This window comes from Microbacterium sp. cf332 (assembly GCF_900102175.1).
GTDB lineage: Bacteria > Actinomycetota > Actinomycetes > Actinomycetales > Microbacteriaceae > Microbacterium.
Map to the genome: position 1 here is coordinate 716,314 of NZ_FNKN01000002.1, position 18,232 is coordinate 734,545.

16 protein-coding genes are annotated in these 18,232 nt (G+C 71.2%); 6 read left to right on the plus strand and 10 right to left on the minus strand.

Going from position 1 to position 18,232, the window contains the following annotated elements; genetic code table 11:
* The coding region (locus BLT21_RS10455) for a DEAD/DEAH box helicase (RefSeq protein WP_091501746.1) at positions 1-1,396 on the plus strand (1,396 nt) is incomplete at its 5' end.
* Between the two features lie 312 nt (positions 1,397-1,708).
* Here the strand turns inward: BLT21_RS10455 and BLT21_RS10465 are convergent.
* Positions 1,709-2,773, minus strand: coding sequence for an Rv2578c family radical SAM protein (locus BLT21_RS10465; RefSeq protein WP_091501748.1), 1,065 nt, complete (start codon positions 2,771-2,773; stop codon positions 1,709-1,711).
* A gap of 88 nt (positions 2,774-2,861) precedes the next feature.
* On the opposite strand from BLT21_RS10465, the gene BLT21_RS10470 reads away from it, so the two are divergent.
* A complete protein-coding gene (locus tag BLT21_RS10470) occupies positions 2,862-4,073 on the plus strand; it encodes a M15 family metallopeptidase (protein WP_256336026.1) in 1,212 nt (403 codons plus the stop codon).
* 103 nt (positions 4,074-4,176) lie between these two features.
* Here the strand turns inward: BLT21_RS10470 and BLT21_RS10475 are convergent, their stop codons facing one another.
* The 3 genes from BLT21_RS10475 to BLT21_RS10485 form a co-directional block, all read right to left on the minus strand.
* Positions 4,177-5,037 carry an energy-coupling factor transporter transmembrane component T gene (locus BLT21_RS10475; protein WP_091501749.1) on the minus strand — a complete coding sequence of 287 codons (861 nt, stop codon included), beginning with the start codon at positions 5,035-5,037 and terminating at the stop codon, positions 4,177-4,179.
* Positions 5,034-6,860, minus strand: coding sequence for an ABC transporter ATP-binding protein (locus BLT21_RS10480; RefSeq protein WP_091501750.1), 1,827 nt, complete (start codon positions 6,858-6,860; stop codon positions 5,034-5,036). The genes BLT21_RS10475 and BLT21_RS10480 overlap by 4 nt, the downstream gene beginning before the upstream one ends.
* Before the next feature lie 105 nt (positions 6,861-6,965).
* Positions 6,966-7,508, minus strand: a complete 543-nt coding sequence (locus BLT21_RS10485) for an ECF transporter S component (RefSeq protein WP_091501751.1) — start codon at positions 7,506-7,508, stop codon at positions 6,966-6,968.
* Positions 7,509-7,701: 193 nt separating this feature from the next.
* On the opposite strand from BLT21_RS10485, the gene BLT21_RS10490 reads away from it, so the two are divergent.
* Positions 7,702-11,313 carry a S8 family serine peptidase gene (locus tag BLT21_RS10490; protein ID WP_091501752.1) on the plus strand — a complete coding sequence of 1,204 codons (3,612 nt, stop codon included), beginning with the start codon at positions 7,702-7,704 and terminating at the stop codon, positions 11,311-11,313.
* Positions 11,314-11,418: 105 nt separating this feature from the next.
* Here the strand turns inward: BLT21_RS10490 and BLT21_RS10495 are convergent, their stop codons facing one another.
* Entirely contained in the window at positions 11,419-12,066 is a 648-nt protein-coding gene (locus BLT21_RS10495) for an FMN-dependent NADH-azoreductase (RefSeq protein ID WP_091501753.1), read from the minus strand.
* 72 nt (positions 12,067-12,138) lie between these two features.
* Here BLT21_RS10495 and BLT21_RS10500 point away from each other — a divergent pair, with 72 nt between their 5' ends.
* The gene (locus BLT21_RS10500; protein WP_091501754.1) at positions 12,139-12,468 is read left to right on the plus strand and encodes a winged helix-turn-helix transcriptional regulator; all 330 of its coding nucleotides are present in this window, start codon (positions 12,139-12,141) and stop codon (positions 12,466-12,468) included.
* A 44-nt stretch (positions 12,469-12,512) separates the two neighbouring features.
* Positions 12,513-13,046 (plus strand): GNAT family N-acetyltransferase, encoded by a 534-nt coding sequence (locus BLT21_RS10505; protein ID WP_091501755.1) that lies wholly within the window; start codon positions 12,513-12,515, stop codon positions 13,044-13,046.
* Positions 13,047-13,055: 9 nt separating this feature from the next.
* Here BLT21_RS10505 and BLT21_RS10510 read toward each other — a convergent pair whose 3' ends face one another.
* The 5 genes from BLT21_RS10510 to BLT21_RS10530 form a co-directional block, all read right to left on the minus strand.
* Positions 13,056-13,460, minus strand: coding sequence for a hypothetical protein (locus tag BLT21_RS10510; protein ID WP_091501756.1), 405 nt, complete (start codon positions 13,458-13,460; stop codon positions 13,056-13,058).
* Positions 13,461-13,485: 25 nt separating this feature from the next.
* Positions 13,486-13,920 carry a GNAT family N-acetyltransferase gene (locus tag BLT21_RS10515; protein ID WP_091501757.1) on the minus strand — a complete coding sequence of 145 codons (435 nt, stop codon included), beginning with the start codon at positions 13,918-13,920 and terminating at the stop codon, positions 13,486-13,488.
* Positions 13,921-13,946: 26 nt separating this feature from the next.
* On the minus strand, positions 13,947-14,384 hold the full coding sequence (locus BLT21_RS10520) for a hypothetical protein (RefSeq protein WP_091501758.1): 438 nt from the start codon (positions 14,382-14,384) through the stop codon (positions 13,947-13,949).
* Between the two features lie 100 nt (positions 14,385-14,484).
* Positions 14,485-15,474, minus strand: a complete 990-nt coding sequence (locus BLT21_RS10525; RefSeq protein WP_091501759.1) for a pirin family protein — start codon at positions 15,472-15,474, stop codon at positions 14,485-14,487.
* Complete coding sequence (locus BLT21_RS10530; RefSeq protein WP_091501760.1) at positions 15,471-15,812, minus strand: GNAT family N-acetyltransferase; 342 nt, start codon at positions 15,810-15,812, stop codon at positions 15,471-15,473. Before BLT21_RS10530 ends, BLT21_RS10525 begins: the two co-directional genes overlap by 4 nt.
* A gap of 128 nt (positions 15,813-15,940) precedes the next feature.
* Between BLT21_RS10530 and BLT21_RS10535 the strand changes: the two genes are divergently transcribed.
* Complete coding sequence (locus tag BLT21_RS10535) at positions 15,941-18,196, plus strand: carbon starvation CstA family protein (RefSeq protein WP_091501761.1); 2,256 nt, start codon at positions 15,941-15,943, stop codon at positions 18,194-18,196.
* Positions 18,197-18,232 lie beyond the last annotated feature (36 nt).

The following is an 18,232-nucleotide window of genomic DNA, read 5'->3' on the forward strand; positions in this document are numbered from 1 at the left end:
CGGCGACCGCCCGAACCGTGACGACCGTCCGCGTCGTGACTTCGGCGATCGTCCGGCTCGTTCGTTCGACGACCGTCCGCGTCGTGACTCCGGCGACCGCCCGAACCGTTCGGACTGGAACGCCGAGACCAAGTCCAAGGCCCACCAGGACCACGTCGACACCGTCCACGAGCGTCTGCAGGCCGAGGCCGTCGACGCGGCATCCGTCGCACAGGCGTCGTTCGCCGACCTCGGGCTGGGCGACAACATCGTCCGCCAGCTCGACGCGCTCGGTGCGGCTTCGCCCTTCCCGATCCAGGCCGCGACCATCCCTTCGATCCTCGAGGGCAAGGACGTTCTCGCCCGTGGCCGCACCGGCTCCGGCAAGACCATCGCGTTCGGTGCTCCGCTCGTCGAGTCGATCCTGCGCAGCCAGGCCGGCAAGCGCCGCGAGTTCGGCCGGTCGCCCAAGGCCCTGATCCTCGCCCCGACGCGTGAGCTCGCGCTGCAGATCGACCGCACCGTGCAGGCGCTCGCGCGCAGCGTCGGCCTCTTCACCACGCAGATCTACGGTGGTGTGCCGCAGGCGCGTCAGGTCGGTGCGCTCAAGAAGGGCGTCGACATCATCATCGGCACCCCCGGCCGCATCGAAGACCTGCAGAGCCAGGGCAAGCTCGACCTCTCCGAGGTGGGGATCGTCGTCCTCGACGAGGCCGACCACATGAGCGAGCTCGGCTTCCTCGAGCCGATGCAGCGCATCCTCCGCCTCGTGCAGGACGGCGCGCAGAAGCTGCTCTTCTCCGCGACGCTCGACCGCGAGGTCGCCGCGCTGGTCGACGAGTTCCTCGTCGAGCCGGCCGTCTACGAGGTCGCTGGCGAGAGCCAGGACACCTCGACGATCGACCACCGCGTCCTGGTCCTCGACCACCGCGACAAGGCCGAGATCCTCAACTCCCTCGTCGACCGCGACGGCAAGACCCTCGTCTTCGCCCGCACCCGCGCGTACACCGAGATGCTCGCCGAGCAGTTCGAGGATGCCGGGATCGCTGCCGTCGCACTGCACGGAGACCTGAACCAGGCCAAGCGCACGCGCAACCTGCAGCGGCTCACGGACGGCAAGGTGCGGGTGCTGGTCGCGACGGATGTCGCCGCCCGCGGCATCCACGTCGACGACATCGATCTGGTGATCCAGGCCGACGCGCCCGACGAGTACAAGACGTACCTGCACCGTTCGGGTCGTACAGGACGTGCCGGACGCACCGGTGCCGTGGTCACCCTCATCACCCGCCAGCGTCGCCGTCGGATGACGGAGATGCTCGAGCGTGCCGAGATCGACGCGCCCTTCGACGACGTGCGGCCCGGCGACGACCTCCTCGAGGAGGTCTCGGGCCGCCAGCTCGCGAACGTCGACGCCTGACCCGACCGACACCACGTATCCGCCCCCGCGTACGCATGTGCGGGGGCGGATACGTGCTTCAGAGGTGGACCCCAGCGCAGGCGGCGCGCCGGCGGGCGCTGCCGATGCGACGGCATGCCCGCCTGTGGGGCGTCCCGAACACAGGGCGACTGGCGTCGATCGCGGTGGTGCGCGCGTCGGATGGGGCATCCGACCTGGTCCCGGCACTGCGCGACCCGTCCAAGAGCTCCTCGGAGGAGCACGTCGGCTCGGCGACCCTCTCCACCCGTGACGGCATCGAGGTGGGCGACGTCGTGACAACCGCCGGGTGCGTCAGAAGAGCGTGGGGGCGGATGCCGCGGCAGCGGCGCGCCCGCGAGCGGTGGTGACCACCGGCCCGGGGCGGAAGCGACGGGTGCTGGGCTGCGCCTCTTCCTCTTCGAGCCCGCCCCGCACACGATGGCGCGCGAGCAGCGGTCGCACGCGGGCCGCGAGCATGCGGCGGTAGCCCTGTGGCGCCTGCACCGAGGCGCCCGGATAGAGGCCGCGATAGACCGCCACCAGGTCGGGCCGTTCGCGCGCGAGCCACTGCTGGAACCAGGGCTTCACCCCGGGCCGCAGATGCATGGCTCCGTAGACGACTCGAGCTGCCCCGGCGTCGGCGATGCGGGCGAGCGCGTCGTCGAGCACCTCGACCGAGTCGGTGAGGTGGGGCACGATCGGCATGAGGAAGACCGTCACGCGGAAGCCGGCGGCGCTCGCGGCCCGCACCGTGTCGAGGCGTGCGGCGAACGTGGGGGCGCCGGGTTCGAGCAGCTGGCGCAGCGGCTCGTCGAGCACCGCGATCGACATCGCGAGGTCGACGGGCACGGTCGCGGCGGCCTCCGCCAGCAGTGGCAGGTCGCGGCGCAGCAACGTGCCCTTCGTCAGCACCGAGAATGGTGTGCCACTGTCGGCGAGGGCCGAGATGATGCCCGGCATCAGCCGGTAGCGTCCCTCGGCTCGCTGGTAGGGGTCGGTGTTGGTTCCGAGCGCGACCTGTTCGTGCGGCCAGCTCGGGCGGGCCAGCTCGCGACGCAGCACGTCGGCGACGTTCAGCTTGACGACGATCTGCGAGTCGAAGTCTGCGCCGGCATCCATGTCGAGATACTCGTGCGTCCCTCGCGCGAAGCAGTACACGCACGCGTGGGTGCAGCCCCGGTACGGGTTGACGGTCCAGTCGAAGGGCATCGCCGAGGGTCCGGGCACGCGGTTGAGCGCGGACTTCGACATGACCTCGTGGAACGTCACCCCGGCGAACTCCGGCGTGGTGACCGACCGCACGAGTCCGTTCAGCGTCTCGAGGCCGGGCAGAGCGGCGGCGTCCGTCACGCCCATCTGCTGCCCGCGCCACCTCATGCCAAGATTCGAACAGATCTTCGATGGGATGTCAATCGGGCGGCCGCTCTTCCCGGCATGTCGCGTGAGGTCAGGGCAGAATGGGGGCGTGGCGCACCCGACCGAGCCGGAGACACGGCGCTCGCGACGCGAGCGGGCGGCGGCGACGCGGTCCCTGCCGACGCGGTCCTTGCCGACGCGGCGCGATCTCCGCGAGGGTGCTCCGCGGGCCAGCGCCACGCGAACGGGTCACCGCGAGCACTCCACGACCGACCGCGAACCCGGCTCGGGGGTCGTCCGGCTGCCCGCCGACGTGTACGCCCGTCGCCGCATCGCCGCCGTCGTCGGAGGTCTCGCGGTCGTCGTGCTCGTCGTCGCGGGCGTCGTCGGCCTCACTTCGATGCTCAGCCGATCGGATGCCGCGCCCGCCGACCCCGTCGCCGCGCTCCTCGGCGATGCCACGACAGGCGCGCCGGGTGCTTCCGAGATCCCGGTCCCCGCCCAGACCGGAGTCGCGGCGCAGCAGCCCGTGACCGACGAGGCTGCTGACGAGGCGGGTGGCGGCGCGAGCGACGCCGCGAACGAGCCCGGGGCCGCGGATCCCTGCGCCGATCCTGTTTTCCAGCAGGCGCTCGCGTCCGGCTCGGACGCCGATGCGATCGCCGCGGCGGGCGGGGCTGAGTCGTTCCGGTCGGCGATCGCGGCCGGCGCCGCACCGTGTGTCGATCTGCACGAGGCGGGTCGCACCTGGGTCGTCGTGAACAAGCTCAACGCCCTCGATCCGATCGACTACTGGCCGGAACCGCAGGCGCGTGCCGAGGGCGTCGAGCGCACGAGCGGAGGTCACATGCGCGCCGACGTCGCCGCGGCGCTCTCGCAGCTCGTGACCGCGGCCCGCGGCGAGGGGGCCGGCGGAATCGGCGTCAACAGCGGGTTCCGCTCGTACGACTTCCAGGTGTCGACCCACCGCAGCTATGTCGGCCAGCTCGGCCAGGCGAATGCCGACCTCACGAGCGCGCGTCCCGGCCACAGCGAGCATCAGACCGGGCTCGCCGTCGACGTCGTGGCCTGCTCCGAGGGATGCGGCACCATCGAGCGCTTCGGGGGCACGGTGCAGTCCGACTGGGTCGCCGCCAACGCCCACCGCTTCGGCTTCATCATCCGGTACGGCGACGGTGACACCGCCACGACGGGGTACGAGTACGAGCCGTGGCACCTGCGCTACATCGGCACCGACCTCGCCGCTCTGTATGCGGCCGGCGGGTACCGCACGCTCGAAGACTTCTTCGGTATGCCGCCCGCGCCCGACTACGCGGACTGACCCGTCCGCCCGCCCGTCGACCAACCCGTCGACTCGCCGGATTCCGCGGATGCGGCCGGTGCGGCATCCGCGTTTCGTGGCGAGTCGACGGAGGGGGACGGGGTCACGGGGTCCAGGGGAACAGGGCGACGAGGATGGCCCCGGACACGATCCAGAACAGCGCGACGAAGACGACGTCGCGCCGGCGGAAGGGCACCAGGTGCCGCTCGGTCCGGTCGCGGTGCGCGCCGAACGCACGCGAGTCCATCGCCAGGGCCACGCGCTCGGCGTGACGGATGGCGCCCGCGAGCAGCGGGACGACGTAGCCGCCCCAGCGGGCCGCCGCGGCGAACGGTCCCCTCCCGCCGTGGGCGCCGCGCACGCGATGCGCCTGCCGGATCAGCTCGAGCTCGTGGCCGAACCGCGGGACGAAGCGGAACGCGGCGAGGGCGGTGTAGCCGATGCGGTAGGGCACGCGCAGCTGCTGCACGGTGGCGCGGACGAGGTCGGGTCCGGTCGTGGTCAGCCCGGCGATGAAGGCGAGGGCCGCGATCGCACCGAGCCGCAGCCCCGTCGCGAGTCCCGTCTGCACAGCCCCGGCGTACAGGGTCCACGCGCCGAGCTGCACCACGACGGGGGTGCCCGACGCCCGGGCCGCATCGACCCACAGCGACATGCCGGCCCCGACGAGCAGGATGCCGGCGGGCAGGGCGACGAGCAGCAGCAGGGCGGAGCGCCGTGTCCACCGCATCCCGACGAGCAGCACCGCGTAGGCCAGCGCGAGCAGCGCGAGCGGGGTGACGAGGTCGCGTGCGAAGACGAGCGCGATCATCGCGGGCACCGGCGCGGCGAGCTTCGCGAGCGGGTTCAGCTGGAACAGGAGCCGTCGCGACGGCGGGTCGGACGCGTACGGGTCGAGCGCCGCAGCGCCGGCCGGGGTGGCGCCGGGGGCGCCCGCGCGGCCCGTCGTCGCGTCGGCGCTCATCCGCGACCCCGGGGCAGGTCGGCCAGCCGCGCGAGATCCGACAGCTCCGGCAGGTCGTCGAGGCCGTGCAGCGCGCGGCGGAGGGGCGGCATCCGCAGCGCGGCCGAACGCAGGAGCGCGTCATCGCCGAGGACGGCGGCGGATCGGCCGTCGGCCATGATGCGGCCGGCGCCGACGACGACGCACCTCTCGGCGTAGTCGCTCACGAGCTGCATGTCGTGCGTGACGACCAGGATCGTCGCCCCCTCGGCGTTGAGGTCGCGCAGCAGCTGGAGCAGCTCGTCCGCGCGAGCGCGATCCTGCCCGAAGGTCGGTTCGTCGAGGGCCAGGACGGGTGCCCCGGCGATCAGGGCCGTGCCGACCGAGAGTCGGCGCTTCTGGCCGCCCGACAGCAGGAACGGATGCCGGTCGGCGTGCGCCGTGAGTCCGAAACGGCGCAGCATGTCGTCGACACGGTCGCGGATCTCGTCGGGCGAAAGCTGCTGGCGGCGCAGGCTGTGCGCGAGCTCGTCGAAGACGGTGTGCGCGACGAACTGGTGCTCGGGATTCTGGAAGACGAAGCCGATGCATCGCGCGAGGGCGCGGGCGTCCGCTCGGCTCGGGTCGAGACCGCCGACGTCGATCCGTCCGCGGGGCGCGCGCACGACTCCCGCGATCGCCTGCAGCAGGCTCGTCTTGCCGGCGCCGTTGGCTCCGACGATCGCGACGAACTCACCCGGCCGGACGTCGAGGTCGATGCCGTGCAGCACTGACGTCCGACCCCGCTGCAGCGTGAGGTCGCGGACGGAGACGGCGCCGCGGCGGGCGGGCGCCGCTTCGGCCGACGCCGTCGTCGGGTGATCGCTCGCATCCCGCACCGGGTCCGCCGCTGCCCCCGACGTCCGCGCGATCGACCGGGGTTCGCGCGCCGAGACGGACGCGGATGCGACGAGGCCCGCCCGCAGCTCCTCGGGGGTCAGGGGGAGCGGTTCGAGCGCGTAACCGGCCTCGCGCAGGCGCAATGCCGCGAGGGTCGAGACCGGCAGCCAGACGCCGAGGTCGTGCAACTCTGCGGCACGATCGCGCAGCACGCTGTCGACTCGGCCGTCGGCGACCGTGCGACCGGCATGGTCGAGGGCGACGACGCGGTCGGTGAACCCGATCGCCGCGTCGAGATTGTGCTCGACGAGCAGGATCGCCCGGTCGCCGGACGCCGCGATCTCGCCGATCGCCGCGTAGACGTCCTCGATGCCCTCGGGGTCGAGGTTCGCGGTGGGCTCGTCGAGCACCAGCAGCGGCGAGTCCATCGCGAGGGCGCACGCGATCGCGAGACGCTGACGGCCCCCGCCCGAGAGCCGATCCGGGTTCTCGTGGCGGCGCTCCCACAGGCCCACGCGCCGCAGCGCCCGCTCGGCGCGGGCGAGCACCTCGTCGACCGGCAGCCGCAGGTTCTCGGGGCCGAACGCGACCTCGTCGAGCAGGGTGCCGGTGACCAGCTGGGCGTCGGGATCCTGGAAGACCATGCCGACGCGGGTGCTGAGCTGCGGGATCGGGGTGGTCGCGGCATCCTGGCCGTCCACGAGCACCGATCCCTCGATCGCAGCCGGGACGGACTGCGGAATGAGGCCGTTGAGCGTCAGGGCGATGGTCGACTTGCCGCTGCCGCTCGGTCCCAGCAGCAGGACGACCTCACCGAGTGTGACGGTGAACGTCGCACCGCGGGTCGCCGCGACATCCGACCCCTCGTATGTGACGGCGAGGTCGCGCACGGCGAGCAGCGGCGCGGGTGCGGTCGCGCTGACCGGCGTCCCCGCCGTGGCGGCACCGGATGCGGCGGAAGTCACGGTCGTCCTCGGATCGGATCGGGTCCCCCCAGCTTAGCCGAGCCTAACCTCAGGCCCGCAGGCGACCGCGACCGTACGCGACCGCTCACGGCCGTCGCCCGGTGGTCAGCGGCGTGCGACCCCGGCCCGCCGCAGCCCGACGCCCACCCAGAGGCCGACGGCCGTCCAGGCGACCGGACCCAGCACGGCCAGGGCCAGGTAGGTGATCTGCGCCCACGGCGCCATGGCGCCGAGGTCGGCGATGAAGAAGACGGCGAGCGCGACGACGACGCCGATCACGACGCCGGAGATGAAGAAGCGCCACGGTGCCCACGACCGGTAGCGGACCAGCGCCGCGACGCCCTCCTGCAGCAGGCCGAACAGCAGGGCCGTGCCGAGGAAGCGGAAGGTATAGGGCGGTGCGACGGCCGACGATGCGAGCGCCGCGATCAGGTGGGTGACGAGCGCGACCCACGGCAGTCGGAGGGTCTCCTGGGCGATGATGCCCGGCAGCACGTGGACGCCGAGCAGGAAGCCGTAGACGATCGGCAGGCCGGCGATCACCGGGGCGGCGAGCCATCCCTCGACGCCGCCGAGCAGGCCGGTGGCCACGCCGATGGCGGCGCAGACGAGCAGGACGCGCGTCGAGAGGCGGGATGCCGTGGCCACCGTTCCAGCCTATGGGACGGCGTCGGAGCGAGTCCCCGGTCGGCCGTGACAAATGCCGCCCGTGGCCGACACCGGGCCGGCGACCTGAACGAAACCCCAGGGTTCCTTGTGTCCGAACTGTGAGCTAGGTTGACTTCACCGCGCGCCGACGACGCTGCGCGGACTGCTCATCCATCCCCCCACTGGAGCGCACATGGTTCGCACCACCCTGCGAACGGTCGCGGCTGTATCCCTGGCCGCACTGTTCACGAGCTCTGCCGCAACGGCATCCTTCGCTGCAACGGGAGAGGGGGTGAACATCCCGGTTCCGATCGCGAGCGAGAGCGGACGCTACATCGTCCTGCTCGACGAAGCCCCGGTCGCGACCTACGAGGGCGGCGAGTCCGGCCTCGCGCCGACAAAGCCCGACGAGGGCGAACGGCTCGACGTGCAGTCGCGCGCCGTCACCGACTACGCGGGCTTCCTCGAGCAGCGTCAGGAAGACGTCGCGAGCGAGGTCGGTGCCAGCCCCGACGCCACGTATCAGACCACCTTGAACGGCTTCGCAGCCCAGCTGACGGCCGACCAGGCCGGAAAGCTCGCCGCGAAGAAGGGCGTGCTCGGGGTGTTCCCCGACGAGATCCGTCACGTCGACGCCGTCCCGTCGACGGAGTTCCTCGGCCTCGAGGGCGCCGGCGGCGTCTGGGAGAAGATCGGCGGCATCGATGCAGCCGGCGACGGCGTCGTCGTCGGCGTCGTCGACACGGGCATCGCGCCCGAGAACCCGTCGTTCGCGGGCGAGGCCCTCGGCACCTCGGCCGGCGACGCCCCCTACCGCGATGGCGACGAGGTCGTCTACACGAAGGCGGACGGCGGCGAGTTCCGCAGCACGGTCGTCGACCAGGACGCCGGCACGAAGGATGCGTGGGACCCCTCGCTCCTGAACACCAAGCTCATCGCCGCGCATTACTTCAGCGCGGGCGCCGCGGCCAACGGTTTCTCGTTCGCCGACGACCACCTCTCGCCGCGCGACGGCGACGGGCACGGCTCGCACACCGCGAGCACCGCCGCGGGCAACAACGGCGTCGACGCGACCGTCGAGGGCGTCGACTTCGGCTCGATCTCGGGCGTCGCACCGGCCGCGAAGGTGGCGTCGTACAAGGCGTGCTACGTCGGACCCGATCCGCTCGTGACCACCGACGACATCTGCGCGCTCAGCGACCTGCTGGCGGCCATCGACCAGGCCGTGGCCGACGGTGTCGATGTCATCAACTACTCGATCGGCGGCGGCTCGGCCACCACCGTGCTCGCTCCCGAGGACATCTCGTTCTTCAACGCGGCCGCGGCAGGCGTGTTCGTCTCGACGAGCGCCGGCAACTCGGGCCCCGACCCCGTCACGGCCGACCACGCGTCGCCCTGGTACGCGACGGTCGCGGCCTCGACCATCCCCACCTGGGAGGGCACCGTCCGCCTCGGCGAGGAGGGCGACACCGCCGCGGAGCAGTTCCCCGGCGCATCCGTGTCGGTCGGCTTCGGCGACACGATCTCGGGACCGTCGGTCTACGCCGGCGACGTGGGTCTGGCCGGGGCCACCACGCCCGAGCTCTGCCTGCTCGGCTCGCTCGATCCCGCGAAGGTCACGGGCAAGATCGTCGTCTGCGACCGCGGCTCGAACGCGCGCGTCGAGAAGTCGCAGGCGGTCGAGGAGGCCGGGGGCATCGGCATGATCCTCACGAACGTCACTCCGGCCTCGCTCGACAACGACTTCCACTCCGTGCCGACTGTTCACGTCTCCGACACCGCCCGCCCGGCCGTGCTCGCCTATGTCCAGGGCGGCATCGACCGCGTGGTGACGCTCATCGGCGAGAACGTGACCGGCACCGAGACCCCGGTGCCGCAGGTCGCGGGCTTCTCGAGCCGCGGCCCGATGCTCGCCGACGGCAGCGACGTCATCAAGCCCGACATCACCGCACCCGGTGTCGCGATCCTCGCGGCGACGGAGAACGGCATCGGCGAGGACCCGACGTTCGGCATCCTCTCGGGCACCTCGATGTCGTCGCCGCACGTCGCCGGTCTCGCCGCGCTCTACCTCGGCGAACACCCGGAGGCGACCCCGGCCGAGGTGAAGTCGGCGATGATGACCACCGCCTACGACACCGTCGACGCCGCCGGCGATGCCGTGACCGACCCCTTCACGCAGGGCGCAGGACATGCCGACCCGACGAAGTACTTCGAGCCGGGGCTGCTGTACCTGAACGGCCCGGCCGACTGGGCCGCGTATCTGCAGGGGCTGGGCCTGCGCGACTTCGAGGTCGATCCCATCGACCCGAGCGACCTCAACCTGCCTTCGATCGGCATCGGGGCACTCGGCGCACCGCAGACGGTCACCCGCACGATCACGGCCACCGAGGCAGGCACCTTCCAGGCGCAGGCATCCGTTCCCGGCGTCGACGTGCAGGTCTCGCCGTCATCGGTCACGCTCGCGGCGGGCGAATCGGCGACCGTCGAGATCACGTTCTCGCGCGTCGATGCTCCGATGGGCGAGTGGGCCACCGGCTCGCTCACCTGGACGGGCGGCGCGAACGACGTGCGCTCGCCGATCGCGGTCTTCCCGGTTCCCGTCGACGCGCCCGCCGAGGTCAGCGGCACCGGCACCACCGGTTCCGTCGACGTCACGGTCGCTCCGTCGCTGACGGGCGAGCTCGACCTCGCGCTGTCGGGGCTCGTGCCGCAGGAGCTGCGCGTGAACCCCGACTTCCCCGAGGTGCCGGGTCACTCCGGCGACCAGGACTCGTTCTACGACGAGGGTGAGGCGGGCTTCAACACGTACGAGATCGTCGACGTCCCGGAGGGTACGGAGTACGTGCGCTTCGCCGTCGAGACCGAGGCGACCGAGACGACCGACCTCGATATGACCGTGTACCGCGTGGTCAGCCCCGACGACCTGCGCTACTACGAGCGCTGGACGTCGGCAACGGCATCCGCCAACGAGGCCGTCTCGCTGACGGCCCCCACGGCGGGCACCTACCTGGTCATGGTGAACCGGTACTCGTTCAGCGAGCCGTTCACCTACGACCTCACGACCGCGGTCGTGGGTGCGGGGGCGATGGGCGGCGAGTTCGCCGCGACGCCGAATCCGCTGCCGTCGGTGCAGGGCGAGAAGGCGACCTACACGCTCTCGTGGGCCGGTCTCGAGCCCGAGACCACCTACCTGGGCGTGGTGCGATACGGCGACTCGTCCATCCGGACGATCGTCGAGGTCGAGTCGGGTCAGGGTGCTCCGGTCGCGGTCGTCGCGCCCGAGGTCACCGGGAAGGCGAAGGTCGGCAGCACGCTGAAGGCGACCGCCGGCGAGTGGGATCCGGCCGAGGTCAGCGTCGCCTACCAGTGGCTGCGCGACGGCGAGCCGATCGAGGGCGCCACGTCGGCGTCGTACAAGGTCGCGCGGTCCGACGTCGGCACGACCCTGTCGGTGCGGGTGACCGCCACCGCCGAGGGCAACCCCCAGGCCGGCACGGCGGTGTCGAACGAGGTGTTCGTGAAGTTCGCCTCGGCCACGACCGTCTCGCTCAACCGTTACGTCGGAACGGCTTCGCAGCCCTACGTCGTCTCGGTGAAGGTCACGCCGACCGGCGGAGCGCCCGCGACGGGAACGGTCGACGTCTGGGTGAACTCGACCCGATACAGCGCGGACGTCGTCGACGGGACGGCTCGCGTCGAGCTTCCTCGGCAGTCGCGCGGACTGAAGGTCGTCATCGCCACCTACAGCGGCAGCGGCACGATCGACGGCTCTGTGGGCCTCAGCGGCTTCCTCGTGCTGTGGTGATCGCCTGACGCGCTGCGGCGCGACAGCGCGGGGCGCTCGGACCTCGGTCCGGGCGCCCCGTCGTCGTTCTCGGAGGCCGCAGCCGCGGAGGCCCCGCTCGGCCGGTCAGGCGGTGCGGGATGCCGCGAGCGTGCGGCCGGCGTCGACGGCGGCCTGCTCGGCGTTCGCCCGCAGCTCGGCCGCGGCGTCCGTGAAGGCGTCGAGTGCGGGGTTCACCCCGACGAGGGTGAAGGCGCGGTGGACGACCGTCAGGTCGAGGCCCCAGACGTCCTGGAACACGCGTCGGAGCCATCCGGTCGAGTGGTCCCAGCCCTCCTTCGGGCTGCCGGGCTCGTAGTTGCCGCCGAGGACCGTCACGAGCGTCGCCGGCTTGCCCCGCAGCGCGGTGCCCTGCGGGTCGATGCGCGGGTCGGTGTAGGCCAGGTCGAACCAGGTCTTCACGTGCTGCGAGACGCCGTAGTTGTAGAGCGGGACGGTGAAGAGCAGGGCGTCGGCGGCGATGAGCTCGTCCGCGAGCTGCTCTCGCAGAGCGAGCGCGTTGCGCTGTCCGTCGCTGTGCTGGTCGCCGGGCGTGAAGCCCGCGGTCACGGCGTCGCGCCATGCCGTCGCGGGGACCGGCTCGGCTGCGATGTCGCGACGCACCACGGTGCTCGCGGGGTGAGCGGCGAGCCATTCGGCCTCGACGAGGTCGCCCAGCTCGCGGCTGGCCGACGTGGCGGGCAGGATGCTGGCATCCAGGCGGAACAGGGTCATTCGCTTCTCCGATCAGAGTGGCTATGAAAAACAAAGTGGCTTCGGGAACGCTAGCACACGTAGCATGGAGGGGTGACCGATGCCCATGACGCTCGACAGTGCGACGCCGCCGTCTCGCACGCGTTCTCGGTCCTCGGCAAGCGGTGGAACGGCATGATCCTCGACGTGCTCGGGCAGGGCGATCTCTCGTTCGTCGGCATCCGCCGCGCCGTATCGGGCATCAGCGACGCCGTGCTCTCCGATCGCCTCACCGAGCTTTCCGAGGCCGGCCTCGTCGACCGCCGGGTCGAGGCCGGTCCTCCCGTCGCCGTCACTTACGCGCTGACAGATGCCGGCTGCCGCCTGGTGCCGATCCTCAGCCAGCTCGGCGAGTGGGCCGAGGACAACCTCACGCGCCGCTGAGCCCAGTGCTCCCGGGCGCTGGTGGCAGCGGCGAGAATGGGGATGTGATCGAAGGCGCGAACCTGCCCGCATCCGTTGCCGCCCGCTCGGCGGACGTCATCATCCGTCGCGCGACACCGGATGACCTCGACGCGATCATGCGACTGCTGTCGGACGATCCGATCAGTGCCGGTCGCGGCGACGTCGCGTGCGACGAGGATCGCGAGGTGTATGCCGCCGCGCTCGAGCGGATCGTCGGCAACGCGGCGAACGAGCTGCTGGTCGCGGTCGTCGAGCCCCGAGGCGTCGTCGGCACGATGCAGCTGACGCTGATCCCCGGGATGTCGCGGCGGGGGAGCACACGGCTGCTCGTCGAGGCGGTGCGCGTGTCGAGCTCCGAGCGGTCGTCGGGGATCGGCGGCGCCATGATGCGCTGGGTGGTAGACGTCGCGGCCGTCGAGCTCGGGGCGTCGCTCGTCCAGCTCACGTCGGACGCTGCACGCGTCGACGCGCACCGGTTCTACCGCCGCCTCGGTTTCACCGACTCGCACGTCGGATTCAAGTACGCGGTGGACGCATCGGCTTCCGCCCGTTCCTGAGCGGACCCGTCAGGACCGTCTCGCGCTGAAGGGCCAGTCGTCGGGATGCGTGTGCGGAAGGGCGACGACCTGCACCGGGTCCTCGTACAGGATCCTCCCCGGTCGGGTCGTCCGCAGCTCGTGCCAGGGCACTTCGTAGCGATCGAGCAGCCCGAGGTATCCCTCGGTCAGCGTGAGGATGTCGTGCGCCTCCGCCTTGAACCACGACCGTCCGCCCGGAGGCGCGCCCGGCCCGTAGGCCTCGGTCGGTGTGTCGTAGAGGCTGTTGGCGCGATCGTTCGCCGCCCGCCACCAGGCCTCGTCCTCGGCGAGCAGCATCCCGTCGTGCGCGAGCCCGTTCGCCAGGGCGAAAACACCTGGGAAACGGCCGTTCCGGTTGGGCACCGCGCTCTGGAACCGGACGAATCGCTGCACGTGGCGACGATACCCGCGTCTGCGATCAGGCGCCGGGACGCAGGGTCAGCCACACGTCGACGTCGTCCTCGCTGTCGAGGGCGAATCCGTGGCGCTCGTACAGGCGTCGCGCGGCGCTCCCTCGCAGGACGTTGAGGCGCGTCGGTCCCTCATGCGGCTCGGCGATCACCGACTCGAGAACGGAGCCGCCGATTCCGCGACCCTGCAGCGATGCGGGGATGTAGAAGTGCTCGATCCAGCGCGTCTCCCCGTCGGGGCGAGTCGTGATGCATCCGGCATCCGCTCCGTCGACGACGATGATGCGGGTCCATTCGGGCCGGAAGCCCGCACGCATCCGCTCGCGCACCCGACCGTCGTCGAAACGGCCGAGGCGCTCGAGGTCGGCGCGCAGCACGTCGGCTCGCAGCTCGACGAGCCACTCGATGTCGGTGGCGACGGCGGGGCGCAGGCTGACATCCATCTCATCGAGTCTAGGGAGCGCTCGGATCAGGGCTCCTCGGCCTCCTGAGCGGGGGTCCATGCGTAGTACGTGCCGTCGCTCTCGGCGACGGCCCAGTCGCCGCAGACCGCGACCCGGTCGATCGCATAGACGTCGGGACCCGACTCGACTTCCATCGTCGGGGCCGATACGCGGTCGACGTCCTCGCACCCCGAGACGCCCTCGTCGCTGACGAAGACGACCGACGCGGTGTCGTCGGCTCGGGTGGATGAGACCTTCTCGATCTGACGCGCGTCGGCGGGCAGCCATCCGGGCGCACCGCCGTCGGCCTGCGCGAACTCCTGAGCGTCGGAGTAGGTCGCCGAGCTCCGGCCGTAGGCGAGGTTGTCGACCGCTGCGCAGCCGGAGAGGGTCACGAGGATGGCGAGCATCCCGATGGCTGCGGTGCCGGGCGGGATCTCGCGGGGGAGGCGGAGTTTCGTCATGTCATCGACGTTACGAATCAGCGCCCCACCCGTCGTCGCTCGCCAGGATGAGCGCCGTCAGCCTCGGGGATGACGTGGCGCGTGCCTGCGGCGAGGCGTATCAGAGCCGGCGGCGGCGAGGCGTCAGGCGCACGTGTGGCAGCGGCGGGGCGGGGATGCGCTCATCGCCGTGACCGACGACATGACCGAACCGGTCGGACGCCGCCTCCCACGCCTCGCGGGCGACCTCGATCTCGTCGTGGCTGCGGCCGACGAAGTTCCACCACATGACGATCTCGTCGCCGAACGGCTCGCCGCCGAGCAGGAACACGGTCGTCTCCTCGTCGCCGGCGATCAGGCGGATGCTGTCGCGGCGGTCGCCGAGGTAGAGCAGCGCTCCCGGGTCGACGGCATCCGACTCGGCGGCCGAGGCATCGGCCCCGACGACCCGGACCGACCCGAACACCGGCACGACCGCGTACTCCCACGCCGCTTCGAGAGGCAGGTCGACGACCGAGCCCGCGGGCAGCCGCAACTCGGCACCGACGATCGGCGTGTGCATCGTCGCAGGCGAGACGGCTCCGGCGAGCTCGCCGACGACGACGGTCGCCGCGGCTCCGCCACCGAGGTCGAGCATGGGGAGGTCGTCGTGGCGTTCGAAGTCGGGCGCGCCGTGACGACGTCCCTCGGGCAGCGCGACCCACAGCTGCAGGGCATCGAGGGGGATCGGCTCATCGCCGACCGAGTACTCCGAGTGGGCGATGCCTGCGCCGCTGGTCATGATGTTCAGTGCGCCACGCTCGATGACGACGTCGCTGCCGAGAGTGTCGCGGTGGTGCACCTCGCCGGCGAGCGGCCAGGTGACCGTCTGCAGTCCGATGTGCGGATGCGGTTCGACACGCATGCGGGTGCGCTGCGGGCCGAAGCGGTCGAGGAAGCACCAGGCGCCAACGAGCGGCAGATCGCGCTGCGGCAGGAAGCGGTGCACCGACATCGCGCGCACCCCGCCGAGCGGCACCTCGCGCGCCTCGAGCAGCGCCCGCCGCGGACCCGGGGAACCCGCCCCCGGGTCTTCGTCGACGGGCGCCGCCTCGGCGTCGAAGCGGGTCACGCCGAGGGTTCCGCCGGAGCCGCCGCGTCGACGGCATCCTCGTCGCGCCAGTCGATCTGCAGACCGGCGACCTCGTTCTCGCGGAGGAACTTCACGATGAACGGGCACTCGGGCACGACGGTCTCGCCTCGACGTGCGACATCGGCGAGGGCATCGGCGGCCAGTGCCTTGCCCAGTCCGCGGCCGCCGAAAGCCTTGTCGACCTCGGTGTGATCGAACACCAGGCGCCCTTCGGCGTCGCGGCGGAACGCCGCGAAGCCCGCGACCACGTCGCCGAGGTGGAGGTCGTACCGGTCCTGCTCGTCATTGCGGATCACGGTGGGGGTCTCGTCGGTCATGGTGATCTCCTCTCGATCCCCTCCACGGTAAGGCCGGTCGAGACCATTACGACCGAATACCCGGAATGCTTCGGAGCGTCGGCCTAAGCTGGGAAAACGCAATGAAGCGCCTTCCCCCAGGAGAACCGATGTCTCGATCATCGTCCGGGATCGTCACCGATCCGAAACTGCCGCCGGTCGCCGTCTCCGACCAGCAGCATCGTGCCGCCGCCCGATGGACACCGCTCAAAGTGATCATCTGGATCGCGATCGCCCTGCTCGGCGGGCTCGCGTGGGTCATGCTGGCCGTCGTCCGGGGCGAGACGGTCAACGCGATCTGGTTCGTCTTCGCCGCCGTCTGCACGTACCTCATCGGCTACCGGTTCTACTCGAAAGTCATCGAACGCTACCTGCTGCGCCCCGACGACCGTCGGGCCACGCCCGCCGAGGTCAAGCAGGACGGCAAGGACTACGTCCCCACCGACCGCCGTGTGCTCTACGGCCACCACTTCGCCGCCATCGCCGGCGCCGGTCCGCTCGTGGGTCCGGTGCTCGCCGCGCAGATGGGTTTCCTCCCCGGCACGATCTGGATCATCGTCGGCGTCGTCGTCGCGGGCGCCGTGCAGGACTACACCGTGCTCTTCTTCTCGATGCGCCGCGGCGGACGGACGATCGGCCAGATGGCGCGCCAAGAGCTGGGGCGCATCGGCGGGACCGCCGCCATCGTGGCATCCCTGCTCATCATGCTGATCATCGTCGCGATCCTCGCGCTCGTCGTCGTCAACGCGCTCGGCGAGAGCCCGTGGGGCGTCTTCTCGGTCTCGATGACGATCCCCATCGCGCTCTTCATGGGCGTCTACCTGCGCTACCTCCGGCCCGGCAAGGTCACCGAGGTGTCGATCATCGGATTCGTGCTGCTGATGGGCGCGATCATCGCCGGCGGCTGGGTCGCCGACACCGCCTGGGGGCAGGAGATCTTCCACCTCGACCGCACCGTCATCGCGTGGGGCATCATCGTGTACGGCTTCATCGCGGCCGTGCTGCCGGTCTGGCTGCTGCTCGCTCCCCGCGACTACCTGTCGACCTTCATGAAGATCGGCGTGATCGTCATGCTCGCCGGAGCGATCGTGCTCGTCCGGCCCGAGATCTCGGTGCCCGCCGTCACGATCTTCGGGGAGAACGGTCTCGGACCGGTGTTCGCCGGCCCGCTGTTCCCGTTCCTGTTCGTCACGATCGCCTGCGGCGCGCTGTCGGGATTCCACGCGCTGATCGCGTCGGGAACGACGCCGAAGCTCGTCGAGAAGGAACGCCAGACGCGCTTCATCGGGTACGGCGGCATGCTCATGGAGTCGTTCGTCGCGATCATGGCCCTCGTCGCCGCGATCTCGATCGACCAGGGCATCTACTTCGCCATGAACGCCCCGTCGGCCGCGACCGGCGGCACCGTCGAGGGAGCGGTCGCGTTCGTCAACTCGCTCGGACTCGCCGGGGTCGAAATCACCCCCGACCTGCTCATCTCCACCGCCGCGGACGTCGGCGAGGAGTCGATCGTCTCGCGCACCGGTGGCGCGCCGACCCTCGCTCTCGGGCTCGCGCACATCATGCAGCAGGCGCTCGGCGGCCAAGCCATGATGTCGTTCTGGTACCACTTCGCGATCATGTTCGAGGCACTGTTCATCCTCACCGCCGTGGATGCCGGAACCCGCGTCGCCCGCTTCATGCTGCAGGACTCGATCGGCGCCTGGATCCCGAAGTTCCGGGACGTGTCGTGGCGCCCGGGAGTGTGGATCACCACCGCGATCATGGTCGCCGGCTGGGGCGCCATCCTAATCCTGGGTGTCACCGACCCGCTCGGCGGCATCAACACCTTCTTCCCGCTGTTCGGCATCGCCAACCAGCTGCTGGCCGCGATCGCGCTCGCCGTCGTGCTCGCGATCGTCGCCAAGCGCGGCCGGTCCTACGTGAAGTGGATCTGGATCATCGCGGTGCCGCTGGCCTTCACGGCCGTCGTGACGATCACCGCCTCGGCGTACAAGATCTTCTCGCCGGTGCCCGCGATCGGGTACTGGGCGAACCACTTCCGCTACCGCGACGCGCTCGCCTCGGGGGACGAGAGCCTCGGCCCGGTCGCGACCGTCGAAGCGGTCATCCGCAACACGGGGGTGCAGGGAACGCTGTCGATCATCTTCGTCGTCCTCGCGATCGTCGTCATCGTCTCTGCCGTGATCGTCGCGGTGCGGGCGATCGTCCGGGGCGGGGGAGAGGACACCGAGGACCCCGCGGTGCCGTCGCGCCGCTTCGCGCCCGCCGGCTTCATCCCCACCGGCCCGGAGCGCGAGCTCGAGAAGGAGTGGGAGCCGCTGCTGGCCGAGGAGCGGGCCGAGACCGCCCGCCGGGGGCACTGACCGATGGTGCTCGCGCACAACTCCTCAAAACCGGGG